Below are 23,210 nucleotides of genomic sequence, written 5' to 3' on the forward strand. Positions count from 1 at the left end.
TCCCCGGAGGACCCCCATGCCACTGACCGACCTGCCCCTCGACGCGCTCCGCGCCCACCGCTCGGACGTCCGTCGTCCCGCCGACTTCGACGCCTTCTGGGCGGACACGATCGCCGCCGCCCGGACCGCCGGCGAGGGGTTCGAGACGACCCTCGTGCCCGCCGAGACCCCGGTGACGGGTCTCGTCGTCGAAGACCTGACGTTCCCCGGGTTCGCCGGCGACCCGGTGCGCGCCTGGGTCAACCGTCCGGTGGTCGACGACCGCGGCGCACTGCCGGTCGTCGTCGAGTTCCTCGGCTACGGCGGTGGCCGTGGTCGCCCGGGCGAGCGCGTGCACTGGGCCCTCGCCGGGTACGTGCACGTCGTGATGGACACCCGCGGCCAGGGCTCCGGGTGGGCCGGCGGTGACACCCCGGACCCGCACGGCTCCGCCCCGCACGCCAGCGGCTGGATGACGAGCGGCATCGGCTCACCGGCCGACCACTACTACCGCCGCGTCTACACCGACGCCGTGCGGCTCGTCGAGGCGGTGCGGACGCTGCCCGGGATCGACCCCGAGCGCATCGCCCTGACCGGCGGCAGCCAGGGCGGCGGCATCACGATCGCCGCGGCGGCCCTGGTCGAGGCACACGTCGGGCCGGTCGCCGCGGTGCTGCCCGACGTGGCGTTCCTGGCCGACTGGCGGAACGGCACCGACGTCGCGGTCGGGGGTCCGTACCTGGAGCTCGCGCAGTACCTCGCCGTCCACCGCGACGCGGCCGAGCGCGTGTGGGAGACCGCCGCGTACCTGGACGGGGTGAACCACGCCGCCGGCATCACCGCCCCGGCCCTGTTCTCGGTCGCGCTGATGGACGACGTCGTGCCGCCCCGGACGACCTTCGCCGCGTTCAACGCCCTGGGCTCCTCCGACCGCGAGATCGTCGTGTACCCGTACAACGGGCACGAGGGTGGCGGCTTCCGACACTGGGAGCGTCAGGCGGCGTTCCTGGCGGACCGGCTGCAGCGCTCCGTCAGATGAAGTAGTGGTGCCGGTGGTGGGGGCCGGCGCTCCCGCCCCCGACGTCGTAGTGCACGGTGAGGGTCTGCTCCCAGTCACCGCGGTGGTCGCCCCACTCGAACAGGATGCTGTCCGGCACGACGTCGGGCTGGTGGAGCAGGATCCGCTCCGCCAGCCCGGTCAGCCGCTGTTGTCGGGTACGCACGGGCGGGTCAGGTGCTCGTCTGGAGCGTCTTCTTCGGGTACTCGTCGAAGCGCTGGAAGTACGTGCTCGAGAACCGCCCCATGTGGCGGAAGCCCCACCGGTGCGCGACCTCGGCCACCGTCGTCTGCGCGCGGTCGGCGAGCTGGAGTGCGATCCGGACCCGGTCGAGGCGGACCTGCAGCAGGTACGTCATGGGGCTCACGCCGACGTGCTGCACGAAGTTCTCCTGGAGCGTGCGGGAGCTGACCCCGACGGCCCCGCAGACGTCCGCGAGCTGGAGCGGCCGGTCGCAGTGCTCCGCGAGCCAGGCCTGCGCGAGCTGCACGGTGTTCACCGTCCGGCGCACCGGCCGTGCAGCGGGTCCGGCGTCCGTCCCGCCGAAGGCCCGCAGGACGGCCTCGGCCAGCAGCACCTGTGCGGACAGGTGGCCGCCCGGGTTGCGGTCGGGGTGCAGCGCGTTGACGGCGACCGCGTCGATGCGGGCGAGCAGCTGGGACACCTCGGCATCGGCCGGGCGGGATCGCAGTCGGCCGGCGAAGCGGTGGTCGAACACGACCCCGTTCACGGCGTCGAGGAAGCCACCGTCCACCCGCAGCACCTGGACGGTCCCCGCCGGCACGATCAGCGTGAACGGTCGGTTCGTCGGCAGGAGCACCGGCACGCCGGGCTGGGCGGGCGCGTCGTCGTCGACCCGCAGGCACCCCGCGGTGGACCACGCCAGCACCGGCGTGCCGTCCGGCGTGAACGAAGCGGCGGTGGTCGTCGACACCGCCGACGACAGCAGTGCGACGTTGTGGTGGCGCACCGTCCGGTGGCGGAACGCGAACCGGTCGGTGGGTGCGAACCGGACGTCGCGACCGTCGTACACGGCACGCACCGTCCGGACGGCGTCCGCGGGGGTCCGGCCGCACCGCTCGGCCGTCCGGGGCGCGTGGCCGACGGCGACCCGCGGGACGGTGTCGCTGCTCACTGGCCCGATCCTCGCCGGGCGCGGAGGTCCGCGAAGGTGAACCGCTCGCGGTCGACGTCGTCCTCGGACTGCACGATCCACCCGCGTCGGGCAGCGCGTTCCCGAGCCCGGTAGGAGGTGATGTGGACCGGGGCGACCCCCGGTGCACGCTCGTAACCACTCATCAGATCCTCCGATCTGTCCCCGTGCCTCCGACCCTGTTCGGAGGGGGACAGTTTGAGTACCTCTTGGACGATAAGCGCCCTCACCGGGGTCCACAATGGCCCCCGAACGGGTGCGATCCACATCCGCGCACCCCGGATAACGGCGGCGTCGTGGCGTCGGAGGCCGATCCACCCGATCGACTCGTACCCTCCACGTATGGACCAGGCACCGACCACGGCGAGTGGTCCCGAGCACGGCGGAGCACGGCTGTCCCGCACCGTGCACGAGGCGCTGCGGTTCGTGCACGCCCACGCCCGCGACGCGATCTCCGTACCGGACATCGCCGCCGCCGCACACCTGTCGACGCGCGGCCTGCAGAGCGCGTTCCGGCGGGAGCTGCAGACCTCGCCCGCGTCGTACCTGCGCGGGGTACGGCTCGAGGGCGTCCGCCGCGACCTGCTGTCGATGACACCGGCCGACCGTCGCACCATCGCGGACGTCGCGAAGCACTGGCACTTCAGCAACGCCGGCCGGATGGCGGCCGAGTACCGTGCCGCCTTCGGCACCGCACCGTCCGCGGCGCTCCGGTCGTTCGACCCGGAGGACCCGGACCCCCGCGCCACGTCGGACCTCGCCGGGTCCCCGGGTGAGGGATCACGCTTCCGGATCGTGCTCGATTGCGAGGTGGAGGTCGACGACGCCGACGTGACGTTCGCCAGCGCCCTGCGCCGTGCCCAGGGCGACGACCGCCCCTGGCACGGCTACGACCCCGACGGCAGCACGGCCGACGTCGTCGCGTTCCTGCTGGCGAGCGCCGTCCGCGGGGCCGCCGGGGACACCTCCGGCATCCGGCTGCGCGCGGTCAACCCGATGCTGCGGGCGCCCGACGAGCACGGCGGGTACCCGTCGGCCGAGCTCCCGCCGTGGTCGGCACCGGCCGTCCCGCCGTCGGCCACCGGCACGGAACGGGACTGATCACGCCGTCGATGGACGAAAAGCGCCAGGGGGCGAAGAACCGAGGGAGGATGGACCCCGCGGGTCCGGCACGTGCGGCGGGCCCCATCCAACGGAAGGCAGCGCCATGGGCCAGCTCATCTACGACTCGCAACCCCTCGAGCTCCGCCTCGACGACCGTGCGCTCACGCACCTGCAGATCGTCATCGTGAACCTCATCCGCCGCGGGGAGAGCTTCGTCTTCTCGTGGAAGGACGACCCCGCCGTCGGCGGCGGCCGCAGCAGCATCTGGATCCACCCGTACTGCGGACTGCACTTCAAGTTCGCCGGCGGCAAGTCCCCGAGCGTGAACCGCTCCTGGCTCGACGAGCTCTACGCCAGCGCGGCGAGCGGTTCCGGCCTCGTCCTGAGCCCGGAGCCGACGGACGCCGAGGGCCCGGTCTCCGCCGACGACGTCGCCGGGGCCCCGCCGGCACGCCCCACCACGACCATCAGCGCCTCCTGACCGGAGCGCCGCGCGGACGCCGGTCCGCGCTGCTCGCCGTCGTCCTCTCCGCAGGACTCGCACTCGCCGGCTGCACGACCCCGACCACCGCCCGGGCCGAGGGGTTCGACGTGACCGGCTTCCAGCCCGAGAACGCCGACACCGCCCTGGTGGACGCGAGCGCCGCCGCGATGGACGTGGTCGGCGTCGACGGGCTGCTGCTGAACCGCACTGGCTCGAAGGTCACCGCCCCGTCGCACGCTGCCGAGGCCCAGCGCGACCGGGCACACGCCGACGGGCTCACCGCGCAGCTGCTCGTCAGCAACTACTCCGAGGCCGACGGCGACTTCAGCGAGCCGATCGCGCGGAAGCTCCTGACCTCGCCCGCGAACCGCGCCCGGGTCGTCCGATCACTCGCCGCCGACGTGGCCTCGGGCGGCTGGGACTCGATCATGATCGACCTCGAGGCGCTGACCTCGGCCGAGAAGCCCGGTCTCACCGCCTTCGCCCGTGAGCTCCGGGCCGCAGTCGGCGACGACGTCCGGCTCGACATCGCCCTGTCCGCGTCGACCACCGCCGCCGGGTACGCCCGCATGGGCTACGACGTGCGCGCCCTCCGCGCCCCGCTCGACCACCTGACGCTCATGGCCTACGACCAGCACGGCCCCTGGGAACCGGACGCGCCCGGCCCGGTCGGGTCGCTCGCGTGGTCGTCCAAGGCCGCCCGCGCACTCGCGACCCTCGCCCCCCGCGACCAGATCGTGCTCGGTGTCGCCGGGTACGGCTACCACTGGAAGGGGAAACGTCCGGCCGATCAGCTCTCCGACGCCCAGGCCCGGCTCCGGGTCCGGAAGGCGGGCGCGACCGCCCGGTGGGACGCGACAGCCGGCGAGTGGACCGCGACCCTGCCGAGCGGTGAGGTGCTCTGGTGGTCCGACGCACGCTCGCTGCGCGAGCGGGTCGCGCTGGCGGAGCGGCTCGGCCTGACGGGCGTCGCCGTCTGGTCACTGGACCTGTCCGACCGGATCGAACCGCCTCGGGTGACCGCGACCCGCTGACGGACGGGAGGCCCGTGGCGACGCCGCCACGGGCCTCCCGTCCGTCACCCGGTCACGCCCCGGGGCGCGTGATCCGTCAGCCGGTCAGACGAGCGACCACTCCACCAGGCGGGGGTCGCCCGGGGTGACCTCGTGGACCGCGCCGGTGACCGCGACGGAGGCGCGCTCCGTGGCGGTGCCGGGGACGGGGTGTCGGACCGGACCGTCGCCCGAGGCGACGATCCCGCCGGCTGCCACCGGGCCTCCCGGCCGTGACGCCGCCGCGTGCGACGCGACCCAGACCTGCACGTCGCCGGGCTCGACCACCTTGCGCATCCGACGGTCGGTGAACGCGAAGCGCTGCACCGGGACGCGGAAGCGGACCCGCGCGGACTCCCCCGCGGCGAGCGCGACCCGCGCGTACCCGAGGAGCTGCACCTCGGGCCTGGTGACGCTGCCGTGCACGTCGTGCCCGTAGAGCTGCACGACGTCCTCGCCGTCACGGGACCCGGTGTTCCGGACCGTCACCGACGCGGTGAAGACGCCGTCGGAGCGGACGTCCTGGTCGACGACGAGCTCGTCGTAGGCGAAGTCGGTGTAGCCGAGGCCGAAGCCGAACGGTCGCACCGGCGTCGAGTCGGCGGCGGTGACGTCGGACGGACCGCCGAGCCGCGGGTGCAGGTACGTGAACGGCTGCGCACCGGCGGACCGGGGCAGGGACAGCGGCAGGCGGCCCGAGGGTGAGGCCTCGCCGGTGAGCAGGTCGGCGATCGCCAGCCCGCCGCCCTCGCCCGGGAAGAACGCCTGCACGACCGCGGCCGGACGCAATTGGTCGCCGTCGAGCGCCCAGCCGATCGCGTACGGTCGGCCGGTGAGCAACACCATCACGGTGGGGGTCCCGGTCGCGACGACGGCCTCGACCAGCTCGCGCTGCACGCCGGGCAGGTCGAGCGACTCGGTGTCGTTGCCCTCGCCGACCGTGCCGCGGCCGAAGAGTCCGGCCTGGTCGCCGACGACGACCACAGCGACGTCCGAGGCGGAAGCCACGGCGACCGCGTCGGCGAAGCCGGCCCGGTCGTCGCCCGTGACGGCGCAGCCCGCTGCGAAGCGGACCGCCGACGGGCCGAGGGCCCGGGCCACGGCTTCGCGGACGGTCGGGATCGCGAAGCCGAGCGGCAGGTCGGGGTGCGAGGCGAGCACGTGGTTGGCGAACGAGTAGCAGCCCTGCAGGGCCTCGGCGCGGTCGGCGTTCGGGCCGATGACCGCGACCGAGGCCCCCGGCGCGAGCGGGAGGACGGGGGTGGCGCGAGCGCTGCCGCCGTCGGCGGTGCCGCCGTCAGCGCTGCCGCCGTCAGCGCTGCCGCTGTCGGCGGTGCCGCTGTCGTTCGACAGCAGCACGAGCGACTTCGCCGCCAGCTGCCGTGCGAGCGCCTGGTGCAGCGGTGTGTCGAGGTCGATCCCGGTGGGAGCGTCCTCGGCGAACGCGTCCGGTTCGAGCAGGCCGAGCCGCTCCTTCTGCCGGAGCACCCGGAGCACGGCGCGGTCGACGAGGGCCTCGTCCACCTGCCCGCTGCGGACCCGCTCGACCAGCGGCGCGAGGTACGCGTCACCGGTCGGGAGCTCGACGTCGATGCCGGCCTCGAGCGCCAGCGCCGCGGCCTCGCCACGGTCGGCGACGATGCCGTGCATGACCTCGAGGAACGCCACCGAGAAGTAGTCCGCGACGACGGTGCCGTCGAAGCCGAGCCGGTCGCGGAGCAGGTCGGTGAGCAGTTCGCCGTTCGCCGCGACGGGCACGCCGTCGATCTCGGCGTACGAGTTCATGACGCTCCGGGCGCCGCCGTCGCGCAGCGCCATCTCGAACGGCGGCAGGTACACGTCGGCCACCTCGCGGGCCCCGGCGTGCACGGGGGCGTGGTTCCGCCCCGCCTGCGACGCCGAGTACCCGAGGAAGTGCTTCAGGGTCGCGTCGACCCCGGCGGACTGCAACCCGCGCACGTACGCGGTGCCGACCGTACCGACCAGGTACGGGTCCTCGGCGATGCACTCGTCGACCCGGCCCCAGCGGGGGTCACGGATCACGTCGAGCACGGGTGCGAGCCCCTGGTGGACGCCCAGCTGGCGCATGGACGCACCGATCGCGGCGCCGACCTGCTCGACGAGTTCCGGGTCGAACGACGCACCCCACGCCAGCGGGGTCGGGAACGTCGCGGCCTTCCACGCGGCGAGTCCGGTCAGGCACTCCTCGTGGACGAGTGCCGGGATCCCGAGCCGGGTCTCGCGCTGCAGGCGGCGCTGTTCGGCCCAGAGCCAGGCGGCACGCTCGTCGGGTTCGACGGGACGGGTGCCGTAGACGCGGGTGAACTGCCCGATGCCGTCGCGGGTGATGTCCGCCAGGGTGCTGCCCTGCTGCACGGCCGCCATCTCGCCCTGCATGGGGGCGACGACGCCGTTCTGGTCGAGCCAGTAACCGACGAGCTGCGCGACCTTCTCGTCGAGGGTCATCACGGCGAGCAGGGCGTCGGCGCGGGGTCCGGCGGTGGTCGCGGTCGCGTCCGTCGCGGTCGCGTCCGTCGCGCTGTCGGCCTGGAGGCGCGGGTCGCGTCCGGCGGTCTGCGTCGCGTCCGTCGCGGTCACCCCTTCACCGCCCCGGTCAGGCCACCGACGATGCGGCGCTGGAAGATCGTGAAGAACACGAGCGCCGGGATCATCGACATCGAGGTGAACGCGAGCACCTTGGCGGTGTCGACGGAGTACTGCGACGAGAACGACTGGACCCCGAGCGGCAGCGTGTACGCGGCCTCGTTGTTCAGGATGAACAGCGGCAGGATGTAGCTGTTCCAGCTGGCGATGAACGCCAGGATGCCGACCGTGACGACGCCGGGCAGCGACAGCGGTACGACCATCCGGAAGAAGAACCCGAGACGGCTCGCTCCGTCGATCGACGCGGCCTCCTCGAGCTCGTCGGGGATCGCCCGCAGGAACGGCACCAGGATGATGACGGTGGTCGGCAGCGCGAACGCGATCTGCGGCAGGATCACGCCGGCCAGGCTGTTCGTCAGACCGAGGTCCTTGACGAGCAGGTACAGCGGGGTGATCGCGACGGTGATCGGGAACATCAGACCAGCGGCGAACAGGGCGTAGAGCGCCCCGCGGCCGGCGAACCGGTAGCGGGCGAGCACGAAGCTCACCATCAGCCCGAGCACGACGACCCCGAGGGTGGTCGTGACGGCGCTGATCGTGGAGTTGCCGAGCTGCTGCCAGAAGATGCCGCTCGACAGCACGGACCCGTAGTTGCCGAACTCGAACGGTGCCGGCAGCCCAGCGGGGCTCGTGGTGATCTGCGAGTTGGTCCGGAAGCCGCCCAGCACGATGTAGAGCACGGGTGCCAGGTTGGCGGCGACGAACAGGATCGCGACGACGTAGGTCAGCGGGTTCGCGCGTCCGATCGCGGCACTGGACCGGCGCTCCCGCACGGCCCGGCGCCCGGGGGCGACGATGCTCGTGGTGGCCATCAGTTCTTCCTCTCGGTGAGTGCACCCGCGGTGTCGCGGCGGAGCACGAAGCGCTGGTAGATCAGGGCGACCACGAGCGAGATCACGAACATCACGACCGCGACGGCGCTGCCGAAGCCGAAGTTGCCCGAGGTCCGGCCGTTGGCGACCATGTACGTCGCCATCGTCGAGGTGCCCGCGGTCGACGCGATGTACTGCCCCCAGATGATGTAGACGAGGTCGAACAGCTGCAGCGAGCCGATGATCGACAGGAACGCCCAGATGCGGATGGTCGGACCGAGCAGCGGCAGCGTGATGCGCCGCTGGATCTGCCAGTAGCCGGCGCCGTCGATGGCGGCGGCCTCGAACAGTTCCTCGGGGATGCTCTGCAGGCCGGCGAGGAACAGGATCACCGCGAAGCCGATGTACTTCCACGAGATGATCACGAGCAGCGTCCAGATGGCGATGTCGGGGTTCGACAGCCAGTCCGCACGGAGGCCGCCCAGGCCGATGCTCTGGAACAGGTCGTTCACGGCGCCGTTCGACTGGAGCATCAGGCTCCACCCGGTGCCGACGATCACCTCGGAGATGACGTACGGCACGAAGACGAGCACGCGGACGAGTCCTCGGCCGTGCATCTTCTGGTTGAGCAGCAGTGCGAGCACGATCGCGATCGGCCCCTGCAGCACCAGCGAGAGCACGACGATGAAGCCGTTGTGCATCAGGACCGCGTGGAACGCCTTGTCCTGGAAGATGATCAGGTAGTTCTGCAGCCCGACGAAGTCGGTGGGCGGGCCGTAGCCCTGCCACTTGAAGAACCCGTAGTAGGCGGCGAGCGCCACGGGCAGGATCACGAACGTGACGAAGACGATGACCGCGGGTCCGGCGAGGACCGCGATCTCGACGCGCTTCCGCCAGTCCGCGATGCGGCGCTTGGTCCGCCGACCGGCGGGGAGCGGCGAACCGCTCCCCGCCGGGGACGTCCCCGCGGCCGTGTCCGACCCGGTGGTCGGAGTCGTACCGAGCGAGGTGTCGAGGGTCATGCTCAGCCCTTGGCCGCAGCCTGGTTGGTGGTCTCGACGATGTCCTTCGCGCTGCCCTTGTCGGCGAGCAGGTCGACGACGCTGGTGTTCAGCGCGTTGCCGACGTTCTGGCCGTACAGGGTGTCGAGGTACTGCGAGACGAACGGGGCCTCCTGGTAGGCGGCCAGGGCCGTCTTCAGGTAGTCCGAGTCGACGACCGACTGGGCTTCCTTGTTCACCGGGATGGCGTTGAAGGCCTTGTAGTAGCCCTCCTGGTTGTCCTTCTGCACGATGAAGTTCAGGAAGTCGGTGCACGCCTTCTTCGGGGCCTGCGCCGAGCAGGAGTTGCCGTCGACACCACCCATCATCGACTTCGGGTCACCCTTGCCACCGTCGATCGCGGGGAACGGGAACCAGCCGAGGTCGGGCAGCGGCTTGGCGTCCGGCGTCAGCGACGCGATCACGCCCGGGTCCCACGCGCCCATGAGCTCCATGGCCGCCTTGTGGTTGGCGAGGAGACCGGCGGAGCTGCCGGCACCCTGCTGTGCTGCGGTGGTCAGGAAGCCGTCGTTGAAGGGCTTGGTGGCGTTGAAGTCCTCGAGCTGCTCGCCGGCCTTCGTCCAGCAGGCGTTGTCGAACTTCAGCGACTTCGCCGTGTCCTCGAGGGTCTTCTGGCTGCACTCGCGGAGCGCGAAGTTGTAGTACCAGTGGGCGGCCGGCCAGGCGTCCTTCGCGCCGACGGCGACCGGGTCGATGTCCTTGGCCTTGAGCTTCGTGATCGCGTCGTTCAGCTCGTCCATGGTCGTGGGCGTGCCCTCGATGCCTGCTTCCTTGAACAGGTCCTTCGAGTACCAGATGCCCTCGGGGAGCACCGCGCCCGGCATGGCGTAGGTCTTGCCGTCCTTCTCGTACCCGGCGAACGTGCCCGCGCTGATGGACTTCTTCGCGTCGGCGCTGATGGAGTCGGAGATGTCCATGAGCTGCCCGGCAGCGATCATCGCGTCCATCTTGCCGCCCCCGCGCTGCAGGAACACGTCGGGGGCGTCGCCGGAGTTGAGGGCGGTCTGGAGCTTGCCGTCCAGGTCCTCGTTCTGGATCGCCTGGGTCTTGATGGTGACGTTCGGGTACTTCTCCTCGAACGCCTTGACCGTCGAGGCCCAGTAGGCCTTGCCCGGTCCGGTGGTCGAGTTGTGCCAGAAGGTCATCGTGACCTTCCCGCCGTCCTCGGAGGCATCGCTGCCCGCCGAGCACCCACTGGCCACCAGTGCTGTGGCCCCGATCAGCGCGATGGCTGCCGCGGCACGGATCTTCCTCGTCATCGTGGAACTCCTGAAGTGTCGTCGTTGACATGCGCGACATCGACTGCCGCTGCGGAGAGCATGCCTGCTGCTCCAGGTCGATGTCAATCGATATCGATAACGTTTTCTTTACCGATCACATGGTGCCGCAGCGGTACGGTGTGCACATGGACTCGGCACTCGGCGCGCGTCCCGGTGCCGGCCGGGTGACGATCGGCGACGTGGCGCGGGTGGCCGGGGTCTCGATCCCGACGGTGTCCAAGGTGATCAACCAGCGCGACGGGGTCGCACCCGCCACGATGCTCCGCGTGCAGCAGGTGGTCGACGACCTGGGGTACGAGACCTCGCTGGTCGCCCGGAGCCTGCGGAGTTCGCGGACCGGGGTCGTCGGCATCCTGGTGCCCGAGTTCGAGCCGTTCTCGACGGAGCTGCTCCGCGGCATCTCGCGCGCGGCCACCGGCACCGGCTACGAGCTCCTCGCCTACGCCGGCCTGATGACCGGCGCCGACCGACCCGGGTGGGAGCGCCGGTCGCTGTCCCGCCTGTCCGGCACCCTGATCGACGGCGCGATCGTCGTCACCCCGACCACGGCACTGTCGAGCTCGTCGATCCCCGTCGTGGCGATCGACCCGCACACCGGGCCGGAGGGGCACGCCACCGTCGACGCCGACAACGAGGCCGGCGCGGTGCAGGCGGTCGAGCACCTGCTGTCGCTCGGACACACCCGCATCGCGCACCTGCAGGGACGCGCCGACCTGGCCTCCGCCCAGCTGCGCGCCGCCGGGTACCGCTCGGCCCTGACGGCCGCGGGCATCACGGTCGACGAGTGCTTGCTGCGTGACGGCGGCTACCAGGAGGACCAGTCCGCGGCCGTCGCCCGCGAGCTCCTGACCCTCGCCGACCGCCCCACCGCGGTTTTCGCCGCGAACGACTCGTCGGCGATCGGCGTGCTCCGCGCCGCGGCCGAGGTCGGGCTCCGCGTCCCCCAGGACCTGTCCGTCGTGGGTTTCGACGATGTGCCGCAGGCGTCCACCACGACCCCGCCGCTCACCACGGTGTCGCAGCCGCTCGCCGAGCTCGGGTCGCACGCCGTCCAGATGCTCCTGACGATGCTCCGTGGCGAGCCGACCACGGACCACGTCCGGCTCCCCACGACCCTGCGGGTGCGGGCGAGCACGGGCCCCGCGCCGAGGCCGGCGTCCGGCCGCTGAGCACCCGCCGCCGTCAGCGCCGCAGGGTCTGCTTCGGGTACTCGCCGAACCGGGCCGCGTACGCCGCGGAGAACCGGCCGAGGTGGGCGAACCCCCACCGTCGGGCGACGTCGCCGACGACCCCGGCCTGGGGGTCGAGCTCGAGCAGTTCCCCGCGCACGCGGTCGAGCCGGACCTCGCGCAGGTAGGTCAGCGGCGACACGTCGAAGACCCGGCGGAACGACTCCTGCACCGACCGCACGCTCAGGCCGGCGACCTCGGACAGCTCCTGGACCGTGACGGGCTCGGCGGCGTGCGCGTGGATGTACTCCACCGCCGCCCGCAGCCGGGCGTTCCGGGGCAGGCCGAGCACCGCGGGCAGGTCGTCGGCCTGCGGCGGGAAGGTGTCGAGGAACGCGGTGGCCGCCGACCGCTTGGCCTCGTGCCACGCGTCGGAGTCGGGGCCCTCGGCGCGCAGTGCCCGGGACAGCGCCACGAGCGCCCCCTGCCAGCGCTCGGCGGTCTCCGGTTCGGGCATGCGGGTCGGGTCGAACCGGAGTGGTGCCGCTTCGACCTCCAGGTGTTCGAACGCGACGCGGTGCACGTACTCCCGCCCGAAGTGCACCAACCGCTGGTCGTGGTCCTCAGCCGTGAACACGAAGTCGTCCTCGGGCGGTAGGAGCACGGGGACGTCCCAGCGCAACTCCATCCGGACGCGCCCGGAGTCCAGGTGCGCGGTCCCGCTGGTGATCCACGTCACCACGTAGTCGGCACCGACGGGCACCGAGCCGCGCACGGCACCGCGGAGCTGCGAACGCCGGATGCTCACGTCGGAGTCCCCGACGGCCGTGTACCGGTACGAGAAGTCGTCGTCGAGGCGCCGGACGGACCACCGATCGGCGCCGTGGACGGCGGCGAGGTCGCGCTCGGCCGAGTCGGGGTCCCCGCCGGAGACCTCGAAACGGACCGGTTCCCCGGCGCGTGCAGCGGACTGTGGAGTCGGGACGGGGTCAGCCACGGTGCCCCGAATCCGTCATCGCCACCCGCACCGTTCCACGCTCCGCGTTATGTGGATACGCTGGGGCGGTGACTGCGGCGTATCGTGACCCGGACGAGACCCGTGCGAAGGGGGCATTGTCGTGAGCGATGTCGACCTGGACGCGGCGCTGACCCGGCTCGAGGCCGCGGTCTCCGAACTGCGCGGTCGGCTGCGCGACGAGCTCGGTGTCTCCGGCGGCGACCTGACGCTGCTGCAGTTCGTCTCGCGCGCCGAGGAAGCGGGCCGGACGGTGCGCGTGAAGGACCTGTCGAAGCACCTGGGGCTCATCGGCCCGGCGGTCACCGGCATGGTGGACCGACTCGAGCACAGCGGACACATCAGCCGTGTCCCCAACCCCGACGACGGCCGCAGCCGGTACATCGAGCTGACCGATGCTGCCCGCCGCGACTACGCGCGCGCGATGGACGGCACGAACAAGCACCTGCACGACCTGATGGCCTCCTTCTCGGAACGGGAGCGGGCCAGGTTCGTGCGGATCATCGACCGCATCGTCGCAGCCGTCGATCTCGGCGCACCGAGCCCCTGACGGCAGGGTACGGGCGGTCAGGACGACGCCCGGACGAATGTCCAGCATGCGCAGCTAGGTAAGTTCCCTACCTATCTCCGCATGCCGGACACCCGTCACCCCTTGACGGCTCCGGAGGTCAGGCCGGACACGATCGAGCGACGGAACACGAGCACCAGGATGACGATCGGCACCGTCGCAGCGACGCTCGCGGCGAAGATCTGCGCGAACGGCACCGTGAACTGCGTCCCGAAGAGCGCGATGCCGACCGGGATCGTCCGGAACGAGTTCTCGCTGTTGAAGGTCAGTGCCATCAGGAACTCGCTCCACGACGCCGTGAAGGTGAAGACGCCGACCGTGAACAGGCCAGGCTTCGCCATCGGCAGGATCACCGACAGCACGGTCCGCCACGCCCCGGCGCCGTCGATCTCGGACGCCTCCTCGATCGTCGACGGGATCCCCTGCAGGTAGTTCCGCATGATCCAGATGGCGAACGGCAGGTTGAAGGCCACGTACGGCACGATCAGGCCCGGGTACGAGTTGAGCAGCCCGAGGTTGCGCTCGAGCAGGTACAGCGGCGTCAGCACCGCGATCGCGGGGAACACCGACAGCATGAGCAGCGAGGTCATGATCGCCGTGCGCCCCCGGATGAACCGGCCGGCCAGGGCGTACCCGGCGAGGAACGCCAGCGCGAGCACGATCACCGTGGTCGACACCGACACGATGACGCTGTTCACCATGTACTGGCCCAGCGCGTTGTCGCGGAAGGCCACCACGAAGTTGTCGAAGGTGAACGACTGCGGCCAGACGGTGGGCGGCGACTGCCCGATCTCGGACGCCGGCTTGAGCGACGTCGTGACGAGCCAGTAGAGCGGCAGTGCGGTGAGCACCGCGATGACCACACCGCTGACGTTGACGGTGTTGACCCACTTCCGCCAGCCCTTGCGCACACGTTGACGGGGCATCAGTCGTCCCCTCCCTTCGCCTGGTTCCGGAACGCCCGGAGGAACAGCAGACACCCCGCCGCGACGATGACCGCGGTGGAGGTCGCGATCGCCGCGCCCGGTCCGATGTTGATGTCCTGGAAGAGCACCTTGTAGCCCATGATCGCGAGCGACTGGGTGGCGGTGCCCGGGCCGCCGTTCGTCAGCACGAACGGCAGGTCGAAGACGCCGAACGCCTGCAGGATGCGGAACAGCACCGCGATCGTCAGGGTCGGGGTGAGCTGCGGCAGCACCACGCGCCAGAACGTCTGCCAGGTGCTCGCGCCGTCGAGCTCGGCGGCCTCGTAGTGGTCCTCGGAGATCTGCACGAGTCCGGCGAGCAGGATGATCGCGACGAACGGCGTCGTCTTCCAGATGTCCGCGACCATCAGCCCGGTGATCGCGGGCACCGGTTCGCCGAGGATCACCGGGGCGTCCCCGAACAACCCGAAGAACCACGTCGCGACGCCGTAGGTGCTGTCGTAGATGTACTTCCACAGCTGCGCGTTCACGATGGTGACGAGCGACCACGGGATGAGCATGAGCGCGAGCATCCAGCCGCGGGTGGCCCCGAGGCGCTCGAGCACCAGCGCGACGAGCATGCCGAGCACGAGCTCGACCGACACCGTCACCACCGTGTAGAGCACCGTGAAGCCGAGCGCTCGGTACCAGTCGGCGCTCTGCAGCAGGGCCGCGTAGTTGTCGAACCCGAACGACTGGATCGTGAAGCCCTCGTACCCGACCTCGACGTCCGCGAAGCTCAGGACGACCGAGTACACGACCGGGAAGATCGTCACCGCCGCGACCACCAGGAGCGCCGGGGCTGCGAAGCCCCACGCGCCCCGCGAGCGGATGCGGTCGAGACGCGACCGCCCCGTCGGCCGGGGCGGCGGATCGACGCGACCCGTGCCTCCAGGCCGTGCCGGTCGTGTCGCCGTGCCGGCGCTCACAGCGCCGCTCCCTGCAGGGCGAGCGAGATGGCGGAGGCCATCGCGCTGGTGCCGCCGTCGACGGACGCCTGCCCGCCGAGGATGCCGTTGCCGTTCTGGTAGACGCCCTGCGAGACCTTCGGGTAGTAGGCGGTCGAGGTCGGACGGGGCACGAGCGTGATGCCCGCCGCCGTGTCGTAGGTCGGGCGCTCCTGGCGCTTCGCGTCCGCGCTGACGAGGCTCGCCGACCGGGCCGGCAGGACCCCGCCCTCACGGGTCAGGAACTGCTGCGCGGTCTCGCTCGACATCCAGCGCGCGAAGGTCAGTGCCGCGGCGGGTTCCTGGGTGTGCGGGTTGATGTAGTTCCCCCACCCGCCGATCGTCGAGTGGTGCTCGTCCATGCCGTCGAACGTCGGCCGGGCGGCGAGACCCACCTTGCCGGCGACCCGGCTGTCCGGGCCGTTCGCGATCCCCCACGCGTACGACCAGTTGCGCAGGAACGCCGCACGGCCGCCGGAGAAGGCGTCGTTGGTGTCCTGCTCCTGGTACGTCAGGGTGGCCCGTGGCGACGCTCCCGACTTCACCAGCGACCGCATGAACTCGAACGCGCGCTTGGTCTCGGAGCTCGTCGTCTCGGGCTTCGTGAGGTCGTCGTTGAGCAGCGACCCGCCGGCGTCGGCGACGAACTCGGTGACGTTGCAGGTCAGTCCCTCGTAGACGTCGCCCTGGAACGCGAACCCGTACGACACGTCGCCGGTGTCGACGAGCTTCGCGGCGGTCTCGCGCACTTCCTCCCACGACCCCGGCACCTGCAGGGAGTGCTTCGCGAGCAGGTCCTTCCGGTACAGGAAGAACGACTCGTCGATGTACAGCGGGAACATGTAGTAGGTCCCGTCGACGCTCGCCGCCAGCCGCAGGCCCTCGGGGAACTGGTCGAAGAAGTCCTCGCCGACGAGCTGGTTCACGGGGGTCGCGAGCTTGTTCTTCGCGAACTGCCCGGGCCAGGCGACGTCACCGAGGTAGACGTCCGGCGTGCTGCTGCCGGCCGCGATCTGGGTCGTCAGGCTGGTGCGGTTCGTGTCGGTGTCGCTCGGGGCGCTGACGATCCGGACCCGGATGTTCGGGTGCTCCCTCTGGAACTCCGCGATGAGCCTCCGCCGCAGGTCACCGCCGTCCTTCGAGGCGACCTGCCCGGCCCACCAGCTGATCGTCGCCTCACCCTCGGGCGGTTCGGTGGGCCAGTCCTCGACCCTCGTGCGCTCGGGTCGGGTGGAGCAACCGGCGAGCAGCAGCACCCCCGCTCCCCCGAGCATGAACGTCCTCCGGTCGATTGCCATCCGTCCTCCTCGACGTGTGGTGCTGCGAACCTGTACGTCCACACAACCAGGCGGAGCCTGGTCTGTCCGTCAGGCGGCGGTTGCGCGCGGTCGCCTGCGCGGTCGCGCCGCGCACCTTTCGCGGTGGACGACACCTCACGCGCTCGCGGCCCCGCGAACTGTCGCGCAGCCCGAAAACCGGGCCTCCGGCGGCCTGGAGGCGCGTGGCGGGGCCGACCCGCGCCTCCAGGCCGACAGGGGTCAGGCGGGGGCGGGGGCCGTCGAGTCGGCCAGGTGCAGGGCGCACGGGATGAGCGTGTGGGTGCGCTCGGTGCTGCCGCCCTCGAGGCGGTCGACCAGCGACTCGACCGCCAGGCGGCCGAGCTCCGGGCCGGGGGCGTTCAGCGTCGTGAGCACCGGCTCGGTCGCGGCACCGGCGCCGTCGGAGGACACGATCGCGATGACCGAGACGTCCTCGGGGACCCGCCGACCGCCGGCCCGCAACCCGCTGACGAGCCCGAAGTTCGAGTCGTCCTTCATGATGATCGCGGCCGTGACGTCGGGGTCGTGCGCCAGCAGGTCCGCCGCCGCACGACGCCCGCCCTCGGCCGAGGCGCCGGCGGCGACCACGGTGCCGGTCAGTCCGCGGCGCTCGATGCCGGCGTGGAACGCCGCCTCGGAGCGGACCTTCGGCCCGTAGTCGGCCATCGTGGTGCCGTCGAGGTCCTCGACCACGAGCCCGATCCGACGGTGCCCGAGCCCGGTGAGGTGGTCGAGGGCGTCCTCGACGGTGCGCTCGAAGTCGATGTCGACGTACGAGATGCCCGAGGGGTCGGCGGTGCGGCCGATCGCGACGAACGGGACCTCGAGCTCGGTCAGACGGGCGATCCGGGGGTCGTGCATCGTGACCTCCATCACCACGACCCCGTCGGCGAGTCCCCCCGAGATGAGGTCCTGCACGTCGTCCGCCGTCGTCACCGCCGGCCAGAGCACCAGGTGGTACCCGAGCTCCGAGGCGCGGCTCGCGGCACTCGTGAAGAACTGCAGCGCGGTCTGGCCGAGCCGGTGCTCGAGCACCGGGAACACGAGCGCGAGGATCCGGGTGCGGCGCGACGCCAGTGCCCGGGCGACCACGTTGTTCCGGTAGCCGAGCTCGCGCATCGCCGCCGTGACCCGGGCACGGGTGTCGACGGACACGCGCTTGTTCCCGTTCACGACGAAGGACACCGTCGCGATCGAGACGCCCGCCCGGTCGGCGACCTGCTGCATCGTCGCCATGCCGCTCCCTCACCCTGTTGCGCTCACTGTAGCGGGGGCCATGCCCGAAAAAGTTCGTCTAAGCGCTTTACCATCTAACCGCTTCGATGCTAGCTTCGACCCCACTCGGGACGCGACGGAGCGGTTCTGGTCCGGTCGTCCCCGATCCACGAGCGACACGTTCGACTCGTGTCCGGCAACCATCCAGAGAAGAGCGAAGCAATGAAGCCTCGACACCGCAGGATCGCTCCGGTCCTCAGCGCGGTCGCCATGCTGGCGACCGTCCCCCTCGTCCTCGCCGGCTGTTCAGGCGGCTCGTCCGCGAGCTCCGGCGGCAAGGTGGACTCCATCACCGTGCTCGACTACTACAACCAGGGCAACGACAAGAAGGTCATCGGCGAGTACCTCGACAAGTGCGGGGCCGAGAACGACGTCACCATCAAGCGCAGCCTGGTGCCCGGCTCGTCGCTCATCCAGAAGGTCCTGCAGCAGGCGTCGTCGAAGACCCTGCCGGACGTCCTGATGCTCGACAACCCCGATCTGCAGCAGATCGCCGAGACCGGTGCGCTGTCGCCGCTGTCCGACTACGACATCTCGACCGACGGCTACGCCAAGGGGGTGCTGCAGGCCGGGACCTACGAGGACAAGGTCTACGGCCTCGCCCCCACCGTGAACACCATCGCGCTCTTCTACAACAAGAAGGTGTTGTCCGAGGCCGGTGTCACCCCGCCGAAGACGTGGGACGAGCTGCAGTCCGCCGCGGCGAAGCTCACCAAGGGCGACCAGTACGGGTTCGCCGTCGACGCCAACGCCACCTACGAGGGCACCTGGCAGTTCCTGCCGTTCATGTGGTCGAACGGCGGCGACGAGAAGGACATCGCGACCCCGGAGACCGAGGAAGCGCTGTCGCTCTGGAAGGGCCTGGTCGACGACGGCTCGATGTCGAAGAGCGTCGTGAACTGGACCCAGGCCGACGTGAACGACCAGTTCATGGCCGGCAAGGCCGCGATGATGATCAACGGCCCGTGGCAGATCCCCGGTCTGAAGGAGTCGAAGGTCGACTACGGGATCGCCCAGATCCCCGTGCAGGCCGCCAGCGACAAGGCCGTGGCCCCGCTCGGTGGCGAGGTCTGGACCGTCCCGAACACCGGTGACAAGGCGAAGCAGGCCGTCGCGGCGAAGATCGTCGACTGCATGAACAGCGACGCGAACCAGCTCGCGATGGCGAAGCTGCGGTACACGATCCCCTCGAAGACCGACGTCGCGCAGCAGTTCGGCAAGGACGTCCCCGAGGAGCAGGTGTTCGTCGACCTCGTCGCCGACGCCCGCGCCCGCACCGGCGAGCTCGGTGCCGACTGGCCCAAGGCCGCGACGAAGATCTACACGGCCGTGCAGTCGGCGCTGACCGGGCAGGACTCCCCGGCCGACGCCCTGCAGAACGCGCAGTCGAGCAACTGAGCATGACGAGCACCGCGACCCCCGTCGCCCCACGGCGGGCCGCCGGGAACGGAGCACCCGCTCCGTCCCGGCGGCCCCGCCCGGGCCACTCGCTGCGCTTCGAACGGATCGCGCAGCTGCTGTTCCTGCTGCCGGCCGTCCTGTTCCTGCTGCTGTTCTTCGGCTACCCGGTGGTCAAGAACATCGTCATGAGCTTCCAGGCGTACACGACGTCGACGTTCTACACGGGCGAGGCACCGTGGGTCGGCCTGGCGAACTACGCCTCGGTCGTGTCGTCCCAGCTGTTCGGCACGGCGATGCTCAACACCGCGCTGTTCACGATCGGGTCGATCGTCGGCCAGTTCGTCCTCGGCTTGCTGCTCGCCCTGTTCTTCCGACGGAACTTCCCGCTGTCCGGCCTCCTGCGCTCGCTGCTCCTGCTGCCCTGGCTGCTGCCGCTCATCGTCTCGAGCGCGGTCTGGAAGTGGATGCTCGACCAGGACTCGGGCGTCGTCAACCAGTTCCTCAGCACCTTCGGCATCCCGTCGGTCCCGTGGCTGACGAGTCCCGCCGTGGCGCTCATCACCGTCATCGCGGTGAACATCTGGATCGGGATCCCCTTCAACACCACGATCCTGTACGGCGGTCTGCAGGACATCCCCACCGAGCTGTACGAGGCAGCGGCACTCGACGGCGCGACCGGGTGGAAGGCCTTCTGGGCGATCACCTGGCCGATGCTCCGCCCCGTCGTGAGCGTCACGCTCGTGCTCGGCGTGGTCTACACGATCAAGGTGCTCGACATCATCCTCGGGTTGACGAACGGCGGGCCGGCGAACGCCACCCAGACCATCGCGACCCAGTCCTACGACCTGTCGTTCAAGCAGTTCGACTTCGGGCAGGGCGCCGCGCTGAGCAACATCCTCATCGTGATCTCCGCCCTGTTCGCGATCGTCTACCTCCGCCTCAACAGGAAGGCCGTCGATGACTGACGCAGCGTCCACCACCGACGCCCTCCGGACCCGCGCGGTGGTCACCCGCGGCACCCGGCGGCCCGTCCGTCCCACGAGCGCGAAGCAGTGGGTGCTGTCCGGCGTCGGGATCCTGATCCTCGCCGTGATGCTGTTCCCCGTCTACTGGATGATCAACATCTCCCTGCAGCCGGCCGGTTCCGCGATCGAGGCCGCCTGGTTCCCGATCAACGCGCAGCTCGGCGGCTACGCCCAGGCCATCGCCGACCAGGGCGGTGCCCTGGTCACGAGCCTGGTGATCGCCCTGGGCAGCGTCGTCGTCAGCCTGCTCATCGCGACGCCGGCGTCGTACGCGCTCGCCCAGTTCAAGGTCAAGGGCATCAACGCGGTGCTGTTCGGCATCCTCATCTCGCAGATGATCCCGGGCATCGTCGTCGCGAACGCCCTGTACGCGGCGTACAACGATCTCGGGCTGCTCAACACCGTGCCGGGGCTGATCCTGGCCGACAGCACCGCGGGCGTGCCCTTCGCGATCCTGATCATGCGGGCGTTCATGCAGAACATCCCGCCGTCGATCATCGAGGCCGCCAAGGTCGACGGTGCCGGCAACTTCCGGGCCTTCCGCTCGGTCGTCGTGCCGATCAGCGCCAACGCCCTGATCACCGCCGGACTGTTCACGTTCCTGTTCACCTGGAGCGACTTCCTGTTCGCCCTGACCCTCACCACCACCGAGGACGTCCGGCCGATCACGCTCGGCATCTACAACTACATCGGCACCTTCACCGCCGACTGGTCGACCGTCATGGCCGCCGCGGTGATGGCCTCGATCCCCGCCATCGTGCTGCTGCTCGTGGCGCAGAAGTTCATCGCCGCCGGGGCCACCGGCGGCGCAGTCAAGTGACCGGGTCCCACCACCCCCGAAAGGCACACACCATGACCACCACCCCGCTCCGCATCACCGTCTGGGGCGAGAACGTCCACGAACAGGTCGAGCAGCACGTCGCCGAGCGGTACCCCGACGGCATGCACGGCGCGATCGCGGACGGCATCCGCGAGCACCTGCCCGAGGCCGTCGTCCGGACCGCCACCATGCAGGAGCCCGAGCACGGCCTCACCGACGAGGTCCTCGCGAACACCGACGTCCTCACCTGGTGGGGGCACGCCGCACACCAGGACGTCGACGACGCCGTGGTCGACCGGGTGCACCGGCACGTGCTCTCCGGCATGGGGCTGCTCGTCCTGCACTCCGGCCACTGGTCGAAGATCTTCGGCAAGCTGATGGGCACCACCTGCACCCTCCGCTGGCGCAGCGAGCACGACCAGGAGCTCGTCTGGACCGTCAACCCGCAGCACCCGATCACCCGCGGGGTGCCGAACCCGATCGTCATCCCCGAGCAGGAGATGTACGGCGAGTACTTCGACGTCCCGACGCCCGACGAGCTCGTGTTCATCTCGGGCTTCACCGGCGGCGAGGTGTTCCGGAGCGGCATGACGTACCGCCGCGGCCTCGGGAAGATCTTCTACTTCTCCCCCGGTGACCAGGACTTCCCCGTCTACCACCACCCGGACGTCCGCCGCGTGATCGCGAACGGCGCCGAGTGGGCCCGGCCCGAGCGGGAGCGGGAGATCCCGACGCTCCGCCGCTACGACCTGGGCGAGTACTTCGACGGGCAGCACTACCGCGGTCCGTTCGACGACGCCGAGCCCGAGACCGCTGAGCCGACGGCAAGCGAGCCGACGGCCAGCGAGCCGGCGGCCGAGCGCGACGGGGCGCAGGCGTGAGCCCCCTCCGCGTCCTGCAGGTCGGCGCCGGCGGGATGGGGCGAGCCTGGCTCGCCACCGTCGCCGCCGACCCCGAGGTCGAGCTGGTCGGCATCGTCGACCTCGACCTCGACGCCGCCCGCGCCGGGGCCGAGCACGCCGGCGACCCGTCGATCCCGGTCGGCACGGACCTGACCGCGCTGGCCGCCGAGACCGGTGCCGAGGCCGTCCTCGACATCACCGTGCCGGTCGCGCACCACCCGGTCACCCTGCAGGCGCTCCGGGCCGGGCTCCCCGTGCTCGGCGAGAAACCGGCCGCCCAGACCGTCGCCGAGGCGCTGTCGCTCGCCGCTGCCGCCGAGGCCACCGGCAAGCTGTTCATGGTGTCGCAGTCCCGCCGCTACAACGACCAGCTCGTCGCGTTCCGGCAGCACGTCCGCGACCTCGGTGCCGTGGGCGGGCTGAGCACCCGGTTCGCGAAGGCGCCGCACTTCGGTGGCTTCCGCGAGGAGATGGACGACGTCCTGCTGCTCGACATGGCCATCCACGCCTTCGACTCCGCCCGGTACGTGCTCGAACGCGACCCGGTGTCGGTGTACTGCGAGTCGTGGAACCCGTCGTGGTCCTGGTACCGGGGTGACGCGGCCGCCGCAGCCGTCTTCACGTTCGAGGACGACGTCCGCTACGTCTACGACGGCTCGTGGTGCGCGCCGGGTGCCGAGACCTCGTGGAACGGCGACTGGCGTGCCTCCGGAGCGGCCGGCACGGCGCTCTGGGACGGCGACCACGACCCCTCGAGCGACCTCGACGGCACCCCCGGTTCCCCTGCCGCTGCGCCGTCGGTCGGGCACGAGATCGCCGGGTCGCTGGCGTCCTTCGTCCGGGCGGTCCGCTCCGGCGAGGTGCCGGACGGCGAGGTGCACGGCAACGTGATGAGCCTCACGATGGTCGACGCGGCCATCACCTCGGCCCGCAGCGGGCGCCGGGTCGTCATCGACGAGGTGCTCGAACGGGCGCACCGGGACGCCCTGGCCGCCGAGCAGGACGACGCGATCCGCGACCGTCTGGCCGGGTGGGAGTCGGTCCGCGGCGCCCTGCGCGAGCGGCTGCCCGCGTCCTGAGACGCGACCGCATGACGGACGGGAGGCCCGTGGCGACGCCGCCACGGGCCTCCCGTCGGTCTGCCCTCGCTTCGTGAG

23 protein-coding genes are annotated in these 23,210 nt (G+C 71.0%); 11 read left to right on the forward strand and 12 right to left on the reverse strand.

The features are described 5' to 3' along the window. The first annotated feature begins 16 nt into the window (after positions 1–16). A complete protein-coding gene (locus HQQ79_RS17480; protein WP_173035923.1) occupies positions 17–1,018 on the forward strand; it encodes an acetylxylan esterase in 1,002 nt (333 codons plus the stop codon). On the opposite strand, the gene HQQ79_RS17485 is transcribed toward HQQ79_RS17480, so the two are convergent. From HQQ79_RS17485 to HQQ79_RS17495, 3 genes are read right to left on the reverse strand one after another with little or no spacing between them, the layout of a single operon-like run. Further along, on the reverse strand, positions 1,011–1,202 hold the full coding sequence (locus HQQ79_RS17485; RefSeq protein WP_173035925.1) for a hypothetical protein: 192 nt from the start codon (positions 1,200–1,202) through the stop codon (positions 1,011–1,013). The two genes, HQQ79_RS17480 and HQQ79_RS17485, sit on opposite strands and share 8 nt — an antisense overlap. A gap of 7 nt (positions 1,203–1,209) precedes the next feature. Continuing rightward, entirely contained in the window at positions 1,210–2,172 is a 963-nt protein-coding gene (locus tag HQQ79_RS19235) for a helix-turn-helix transcriptional regulator (protein WP_216852646.1), read from the reverse strand. Continuing rightward, positions 2,169–2,336 (reverse strand): hypothetical protein, encoded by a 168-nt coding sequence (locus tag HQQ79_RS17495; RefSeq protein ID WP_173035374.1) that lies wholly within the window; start codon positions 2,334–2,336, stop codon positions 2,169–2,171. The genes HQQ79_RS19235 and HQQ79_RS17495 overlap by 4 nt, the downstream gene beginning before the upstream one ends. A 196-nt stretch (positions 2,337–2,532) precedes the next feature. Here HQQ79_RS17495 and HQQ79_RS17500 point away from each other — a divergent pair, with 196 nt between their 5' ends. From HQQ79_RS17500 to HQQ79_RS17510, 3 genes are all read left to right on the forward strand, one after another. Further along, the gene (locus HQQ79_RS17500) at positions 2,533–3,291 is read left to right on the forward strand and encodes an AraC family transcriptional regulator (protein WP_173035927.1); all 759 of its coding nucleotides are present in this window, start codon (positions 2,533–2,535) and stop codon (positions 3,289–3,291) included. A 106-nt stretch (positions 3,292–3,397) separates the two neighbouring features. Then, on the forward strand, positions 3,398–3,775 hold the full coding sequence (locus HQQ79_RS17505) for an ATP-dependent DNA ligase (protein WP_071245963.1): 378 nt from the start codon (positions 3,398–3,400) through the stop codon (positions 3,773–3,775). Between the two features lie 110 nt (positions 3,776–3,885). After that, positions 3,886–4,812 carry a glycosyl hydrolase family 18 protein gene (locus HQQ79_RS17510; RefSeq protein WP_173035929.1) on the forward strand — a complete coding sequence of 309 codons (927 nt, stop codon included), beginning with the start codon at positions 3,886–3,888 and terminating at the stop codon, positions 4,810–4,812. A gap of 84 nt (positions 4,813–4,896) precedes the next feature. On the opposite strand, the gene HQQ79_RS17515 is transcribed toward HQQ79_RS17510, so the two are convergent. The 4 genes from HQQ79_RS17515 to HQQ79_RS17530 all read right to left on the reverse strand — a co-directional run bounded on the left by HQQ79_RS17515 (position 4,897) and on the right by HQQ79_RS17530 (position 10,626). Then, positions 4,897–7,308 (reverse strand): glycoside hydrolase family 3 N-terminal domain-containing protein, encoded by a 2,412-nt coding sequence (locus HQQ79_RS17515; RefSeq protein ID WP_173036032.1) that lies wholly within the window; start codon positions 7,306–7,308, stop codon positions 4,897–4,899. Between the two features lie 116 nt (positions 7,309–7,424). Then, the gene (locus tag HQQ79_RS17520; protein ID WP_017886791.1) at positions 7,425–8,306 is read right to left on the reverse strand and encodes a carbohydrate ABC transporter permease; all 882 of its coding nucleotides are present in this window, start codon (positions 8,304–8,306) and stop codon (positions 7,425–7,427) included. Continuing rightward, a complete protein-coding gene (locus tag HQQ79_RS17525; protein WP_027464452.1) occupies positions 8,306–9,328 on the reverse strand; it encodes a carbohydrate ABC transporter permease in 1,023 nt (340 codons plus the stop codon). The genes HQQ79_RS17520 and HQQ79_RS17525 overlap by 1 nt, the downstream gene beginning before the upstream one ends. Before the next feature lie 2 nt (positions 9,329–9,330). Further along, on the reverse strand, positions 9,331–10,626 hold the full coding sequence (locus HQQ79_RS17530; RefSeq protein ID WP_173035931.1) for an ABC transporter substrate-binding protein: 1,296 nt from the start codon (positions 10,624–10,626) through the stop codon (positions 9,331–9,333). 146 nt (positions 10,627–10,772) lie between these two features. On the opposite strand from HQQ79_RS17530, the gene HQQ79_RS17535 reads away from it, so the two are divergent. Further along, on the forward strand, positions 10,773–11,816 hold the full coding sequence (locus HQQ79_RS17535; protein WP_071246046.1) for a LacI family DNA-binding transcriptional regulator: 1,044 nt from the start codon (positions 10,773–10,775) through the stop codon (positions 11,814–11,816). Between the two features lie 13 nt (positions 11,817–11,829). Here the strand turns inward: HQQ79_RS17535 and HQQ79_RS19240 are convergent, their stop codons facing one another. Next, complete coding sequence (locus HQQ79_RS19240) at positions 11,830–12,813, reverse strand: helix-turn-helix domain-containing protein (protein ID WP_173035933.1); 984 nt, start codon at positions 12,811–12,813, stop codon at positions 11,830–11,832. Positions 12,814–12,934: 121 nt separating this feature from the next. Here HQQ79_RS19240 and HQQ79_RS17545 point away from each other — a divergent pair, with 121 nt between their 5' ends. After that, positions 12,935–13,381 carry a MarR family transcriptional regulator gene (locus HQQ79_RS17545; RefSeq protein WP_173035935.1) on the forward strand — a complete coding sequence of 149 codons (447 nt, stop codon included), beginning with the start codon at positions 12,935–12,937 and terminating at the stop codon, positions 13,379–13,381. Positions 13,382–13,476: 95 nt separating this feature from the next. Here HQQ79_RS17545 and HQQ79_RS17550 read toward each other — a convergent pair whose 3' ends face one another. The 4 genes from HQQ79_RS17550 to HQQ79_RS17565 form a co-directional block, all read right to left on the reverse strand. Further along, positions 13,477–14,325 (reverse strand): carbohydrate ABC transporter permease, encoded by an 849-nt coding sequence (locus tag HQQ79_RS17550; protein WP_027464448.1) that lies wholly within the window; start codon positions 14,323–14,325, stop codon positions 13,477–13,479. Further along, entirely contained in the window at positions 14,325–15,293 is a 969-nt protein-coding gene (locus HQQ79_RS19245) for a carbohydrate ABC transporter permease (RefSeq protein ID WP_171907805.1), read from the reverse strand. The genes HQQ79_RS17550 and HQQ79_RS19245 overlap by 1 nt, the downstream gene beginning before the upstream one ends. After that, positions 15,290–16,609 (reverse strand): ABC transporter substrate-binding protein, encoded by a 1,320-nt coding sequence (locus HQQ79_RS17560; protein ID WP_173035937.1) that lies wholly within the window; start codon positions 16,607–16,609, stop codon positions 15,290–15,292. Before HQQ79_RS17560 ends, HQQ79_RS19245 begins: the two co-directional genes overlap by 4 nt. A 240-nt stretch (positions 16,610–16,849) precedes the next feature. Next, positions 16,850–17,866 (reverse strand): LacI family DNA-binding transcriptional regulator, encoded by a 1,017-nt coding sequence (locus HQQ79_RS17565; protein ID WP_254066338.1) that lies wholly within the window; start codon positions 17,864–17,866, stop codon positions 16,850–16,852. Between the two features lie 201 nt (positions 17,867–18,067). Here HQQ79_RS17565 and HQQ79_RS17570 point away from each other — a divergent pair, with 201 nt between their 5' ends. The 5 genes from HQQ79_RS17570 (at position 18,068) to HQQ79_RS17590 (ending at position 23,132) form a co-directional block, all read left to right on the forward strand. After that, the gene (locus tag HQQ79_RS17570) at positions 18,068–19,303 is read left to right on the forward strand and encodes an ABC transporter substrate-binding protein (RefSeq protein ID WP_111056922.1); all 1,236 of its coding nucleotides are present in this window, start codon (positions 18,068–18,070) and stop codon (positions 19,301–19,303) included. A 2-nt stretch (positions 19,304–19,305) separates the two neighbouring features. Then, entirely contained in the window at positions 19,306–20,271 is a 966-nt protein-coding gene (locus HQQ79_RS17575) for a carbohydrate ABC transporter permease (protein WP_173035939.1), read from the forward strand. Between the two features lie 127 nt (positions 20,272–20,398). Beyond that, positions 20,399–21,151, forward strand: a complete 753-nt coding sequence (locus HQQ79_RS17580) for a carbohydrate ABC transporter permease (protein ID WP_231495622.1) — start codon at positions 20,399–20,401, stop codon at positions 21,149–21,151. Between the two features lie 32 nt (positions 21,152–21,183). Beyond that, positions 21,184–22,032: a ThuA domain-containing protein gene (locus HQQ79_RS17585; protein WP_173035943.1), complete on the forward strand. Its 849-nt coding sequence runs from the start codon at positions 21,184–21,186 to the stop codon at positions 22,030–22,032. Beyond that, positions 22,029–23,132 (forward strand): Gfo/Idh/MocA family protein, encoded by a 1,104-nt coding sequence (locus HQQ79_RS17590; protein ID WP_173035945.1) that lies wholly within the window; start codon positions 22,029–22,031, stop codon positions 23,130–23,132. Before HQQ79_RS17585 ends, HQQ79_RS17590 begins: the two co-directional genes overlap by 4 nt. Positions 23,133–23,210: the final 78 nt, after the last annotated feature.

Source organism: Curtobacterium sp. VKM Ac-2852 (assembly GCF_013205045.1).
Taxonomy (GTDB): domain Bacteria; phylum Actinomycetota; class Actinomycetes; order Actinomycetales; family Microbacteriaceae; genus Curtobacterium; species Curtobacterium flaccumfaciens.

Bases quoted from the DNA above. Each gene is read 5' to 3' on its own strand.
- HQQ79_RS17520 (WP_017886791.1), bottom strand. From the start codon at position 8,306: ATGGCCACCACGAGCATCGTCGCCCCCGGGCGCCGGGCCGTGCGGGAG.
- HQQ79_RS17560 (WP_173035937.1), bottom strand. From the start codon at position 16,609: ATGGCAATCGACCGGAGGACGTTCATGCTCGGGGGAGCGGGGGTGCTG.
- HQQ79_RS17495 (WP_173035374.1), bottom strand. From the start codon at position 2,336: ATGAGTGGTTACGAGCGTGCACCGGGGGTCGCCCCGGTCCACATCACC.
- HQQ79_RS17535 (WP_071246046.1), top strand. From the start codon at position 10,773: ATGGACTCGGCACTCGGCGCGCGTCCCGGTGCCGGCCGGGTGACGATC.
- HQQ79_RS17580 (WP_231495622.1), top strand. From the start codon at position 20,399: ATGCTGTTCCCCGTCTACTGGATGATCAACATCTCCCTGCAGCCGGCC.
- HQQ79_RS17585 (WP_173035943.1), top strand. From the start codon at position 21,184: ATGACCACCACCCCGCTCCGCATCACCGTCTGGGGCGAGAACGTCCAC.
- HQQ79_RS17575 (WP_173035939.1), top strand. From the start codon at position 19,306: ATGACGAGCACCGCGACCCCCGTCGCCCCACGGCGGGCCGCCGGGAAC.
- HQQ79_RS17570 (WP_111056922.1), top strand. From the start codon at position 18,068: ATGAAGCCTCGACACCGCAGGATCGCTCCGGTCCTCAGCGCGGTCGCC.
- HQQ79_RS17480 (WP_173035923.1), top strand. From the start codon at position 17: ATGCCACTGACCGACCTGCCCCTCGACGCGCTCCGCGCCCACCGCTCG.
- HQQ79_RS17525 (WP_027464452.1), bottom strand. From the start codon at position 9,328: ATGACCCTCGACACCTCGCTCGGTACGACTCCGACCACCGGGTCGGAC.
- HQQ79_RS17550 (WP_027464448.1), bottom strand. From the start codon at position 14,325: ATGCCCCGTCAACGTGTGCGCAAGGGCTGGCGGAAGTGGGTCAACACC.
- HQQ79_RS17505 (WP_071245963.1), top strand. From the start codon at position 3,398: ATGGGCCAGCTCATCTACGACTCGCAACCCCTCGAGCTCCGCCTCGAC.
- HQQ79_RS17500 (WP_173035927.1), top strand. From the start codon at position 2,533: ATGGACCAGGCACCGACCACGGCGAGTGGTCCCGAGCACGGCGGAGCA.
- HQQ79_RS17530 (WP_173035931.1), bottom strand. From the start codon at position 10,626: ATGACGAGGAAGATCCGTGCCGCGGCAGCCATCGCGCTGATCGGGGCC.
- HQQ79_RS17565 (WP_254066338.1), bottom strand. From the start codon at position 17,866: ATGGCGACGATGCAGCAGGTCGCCGACCGGGCGGGCGTCTCGATCGCG.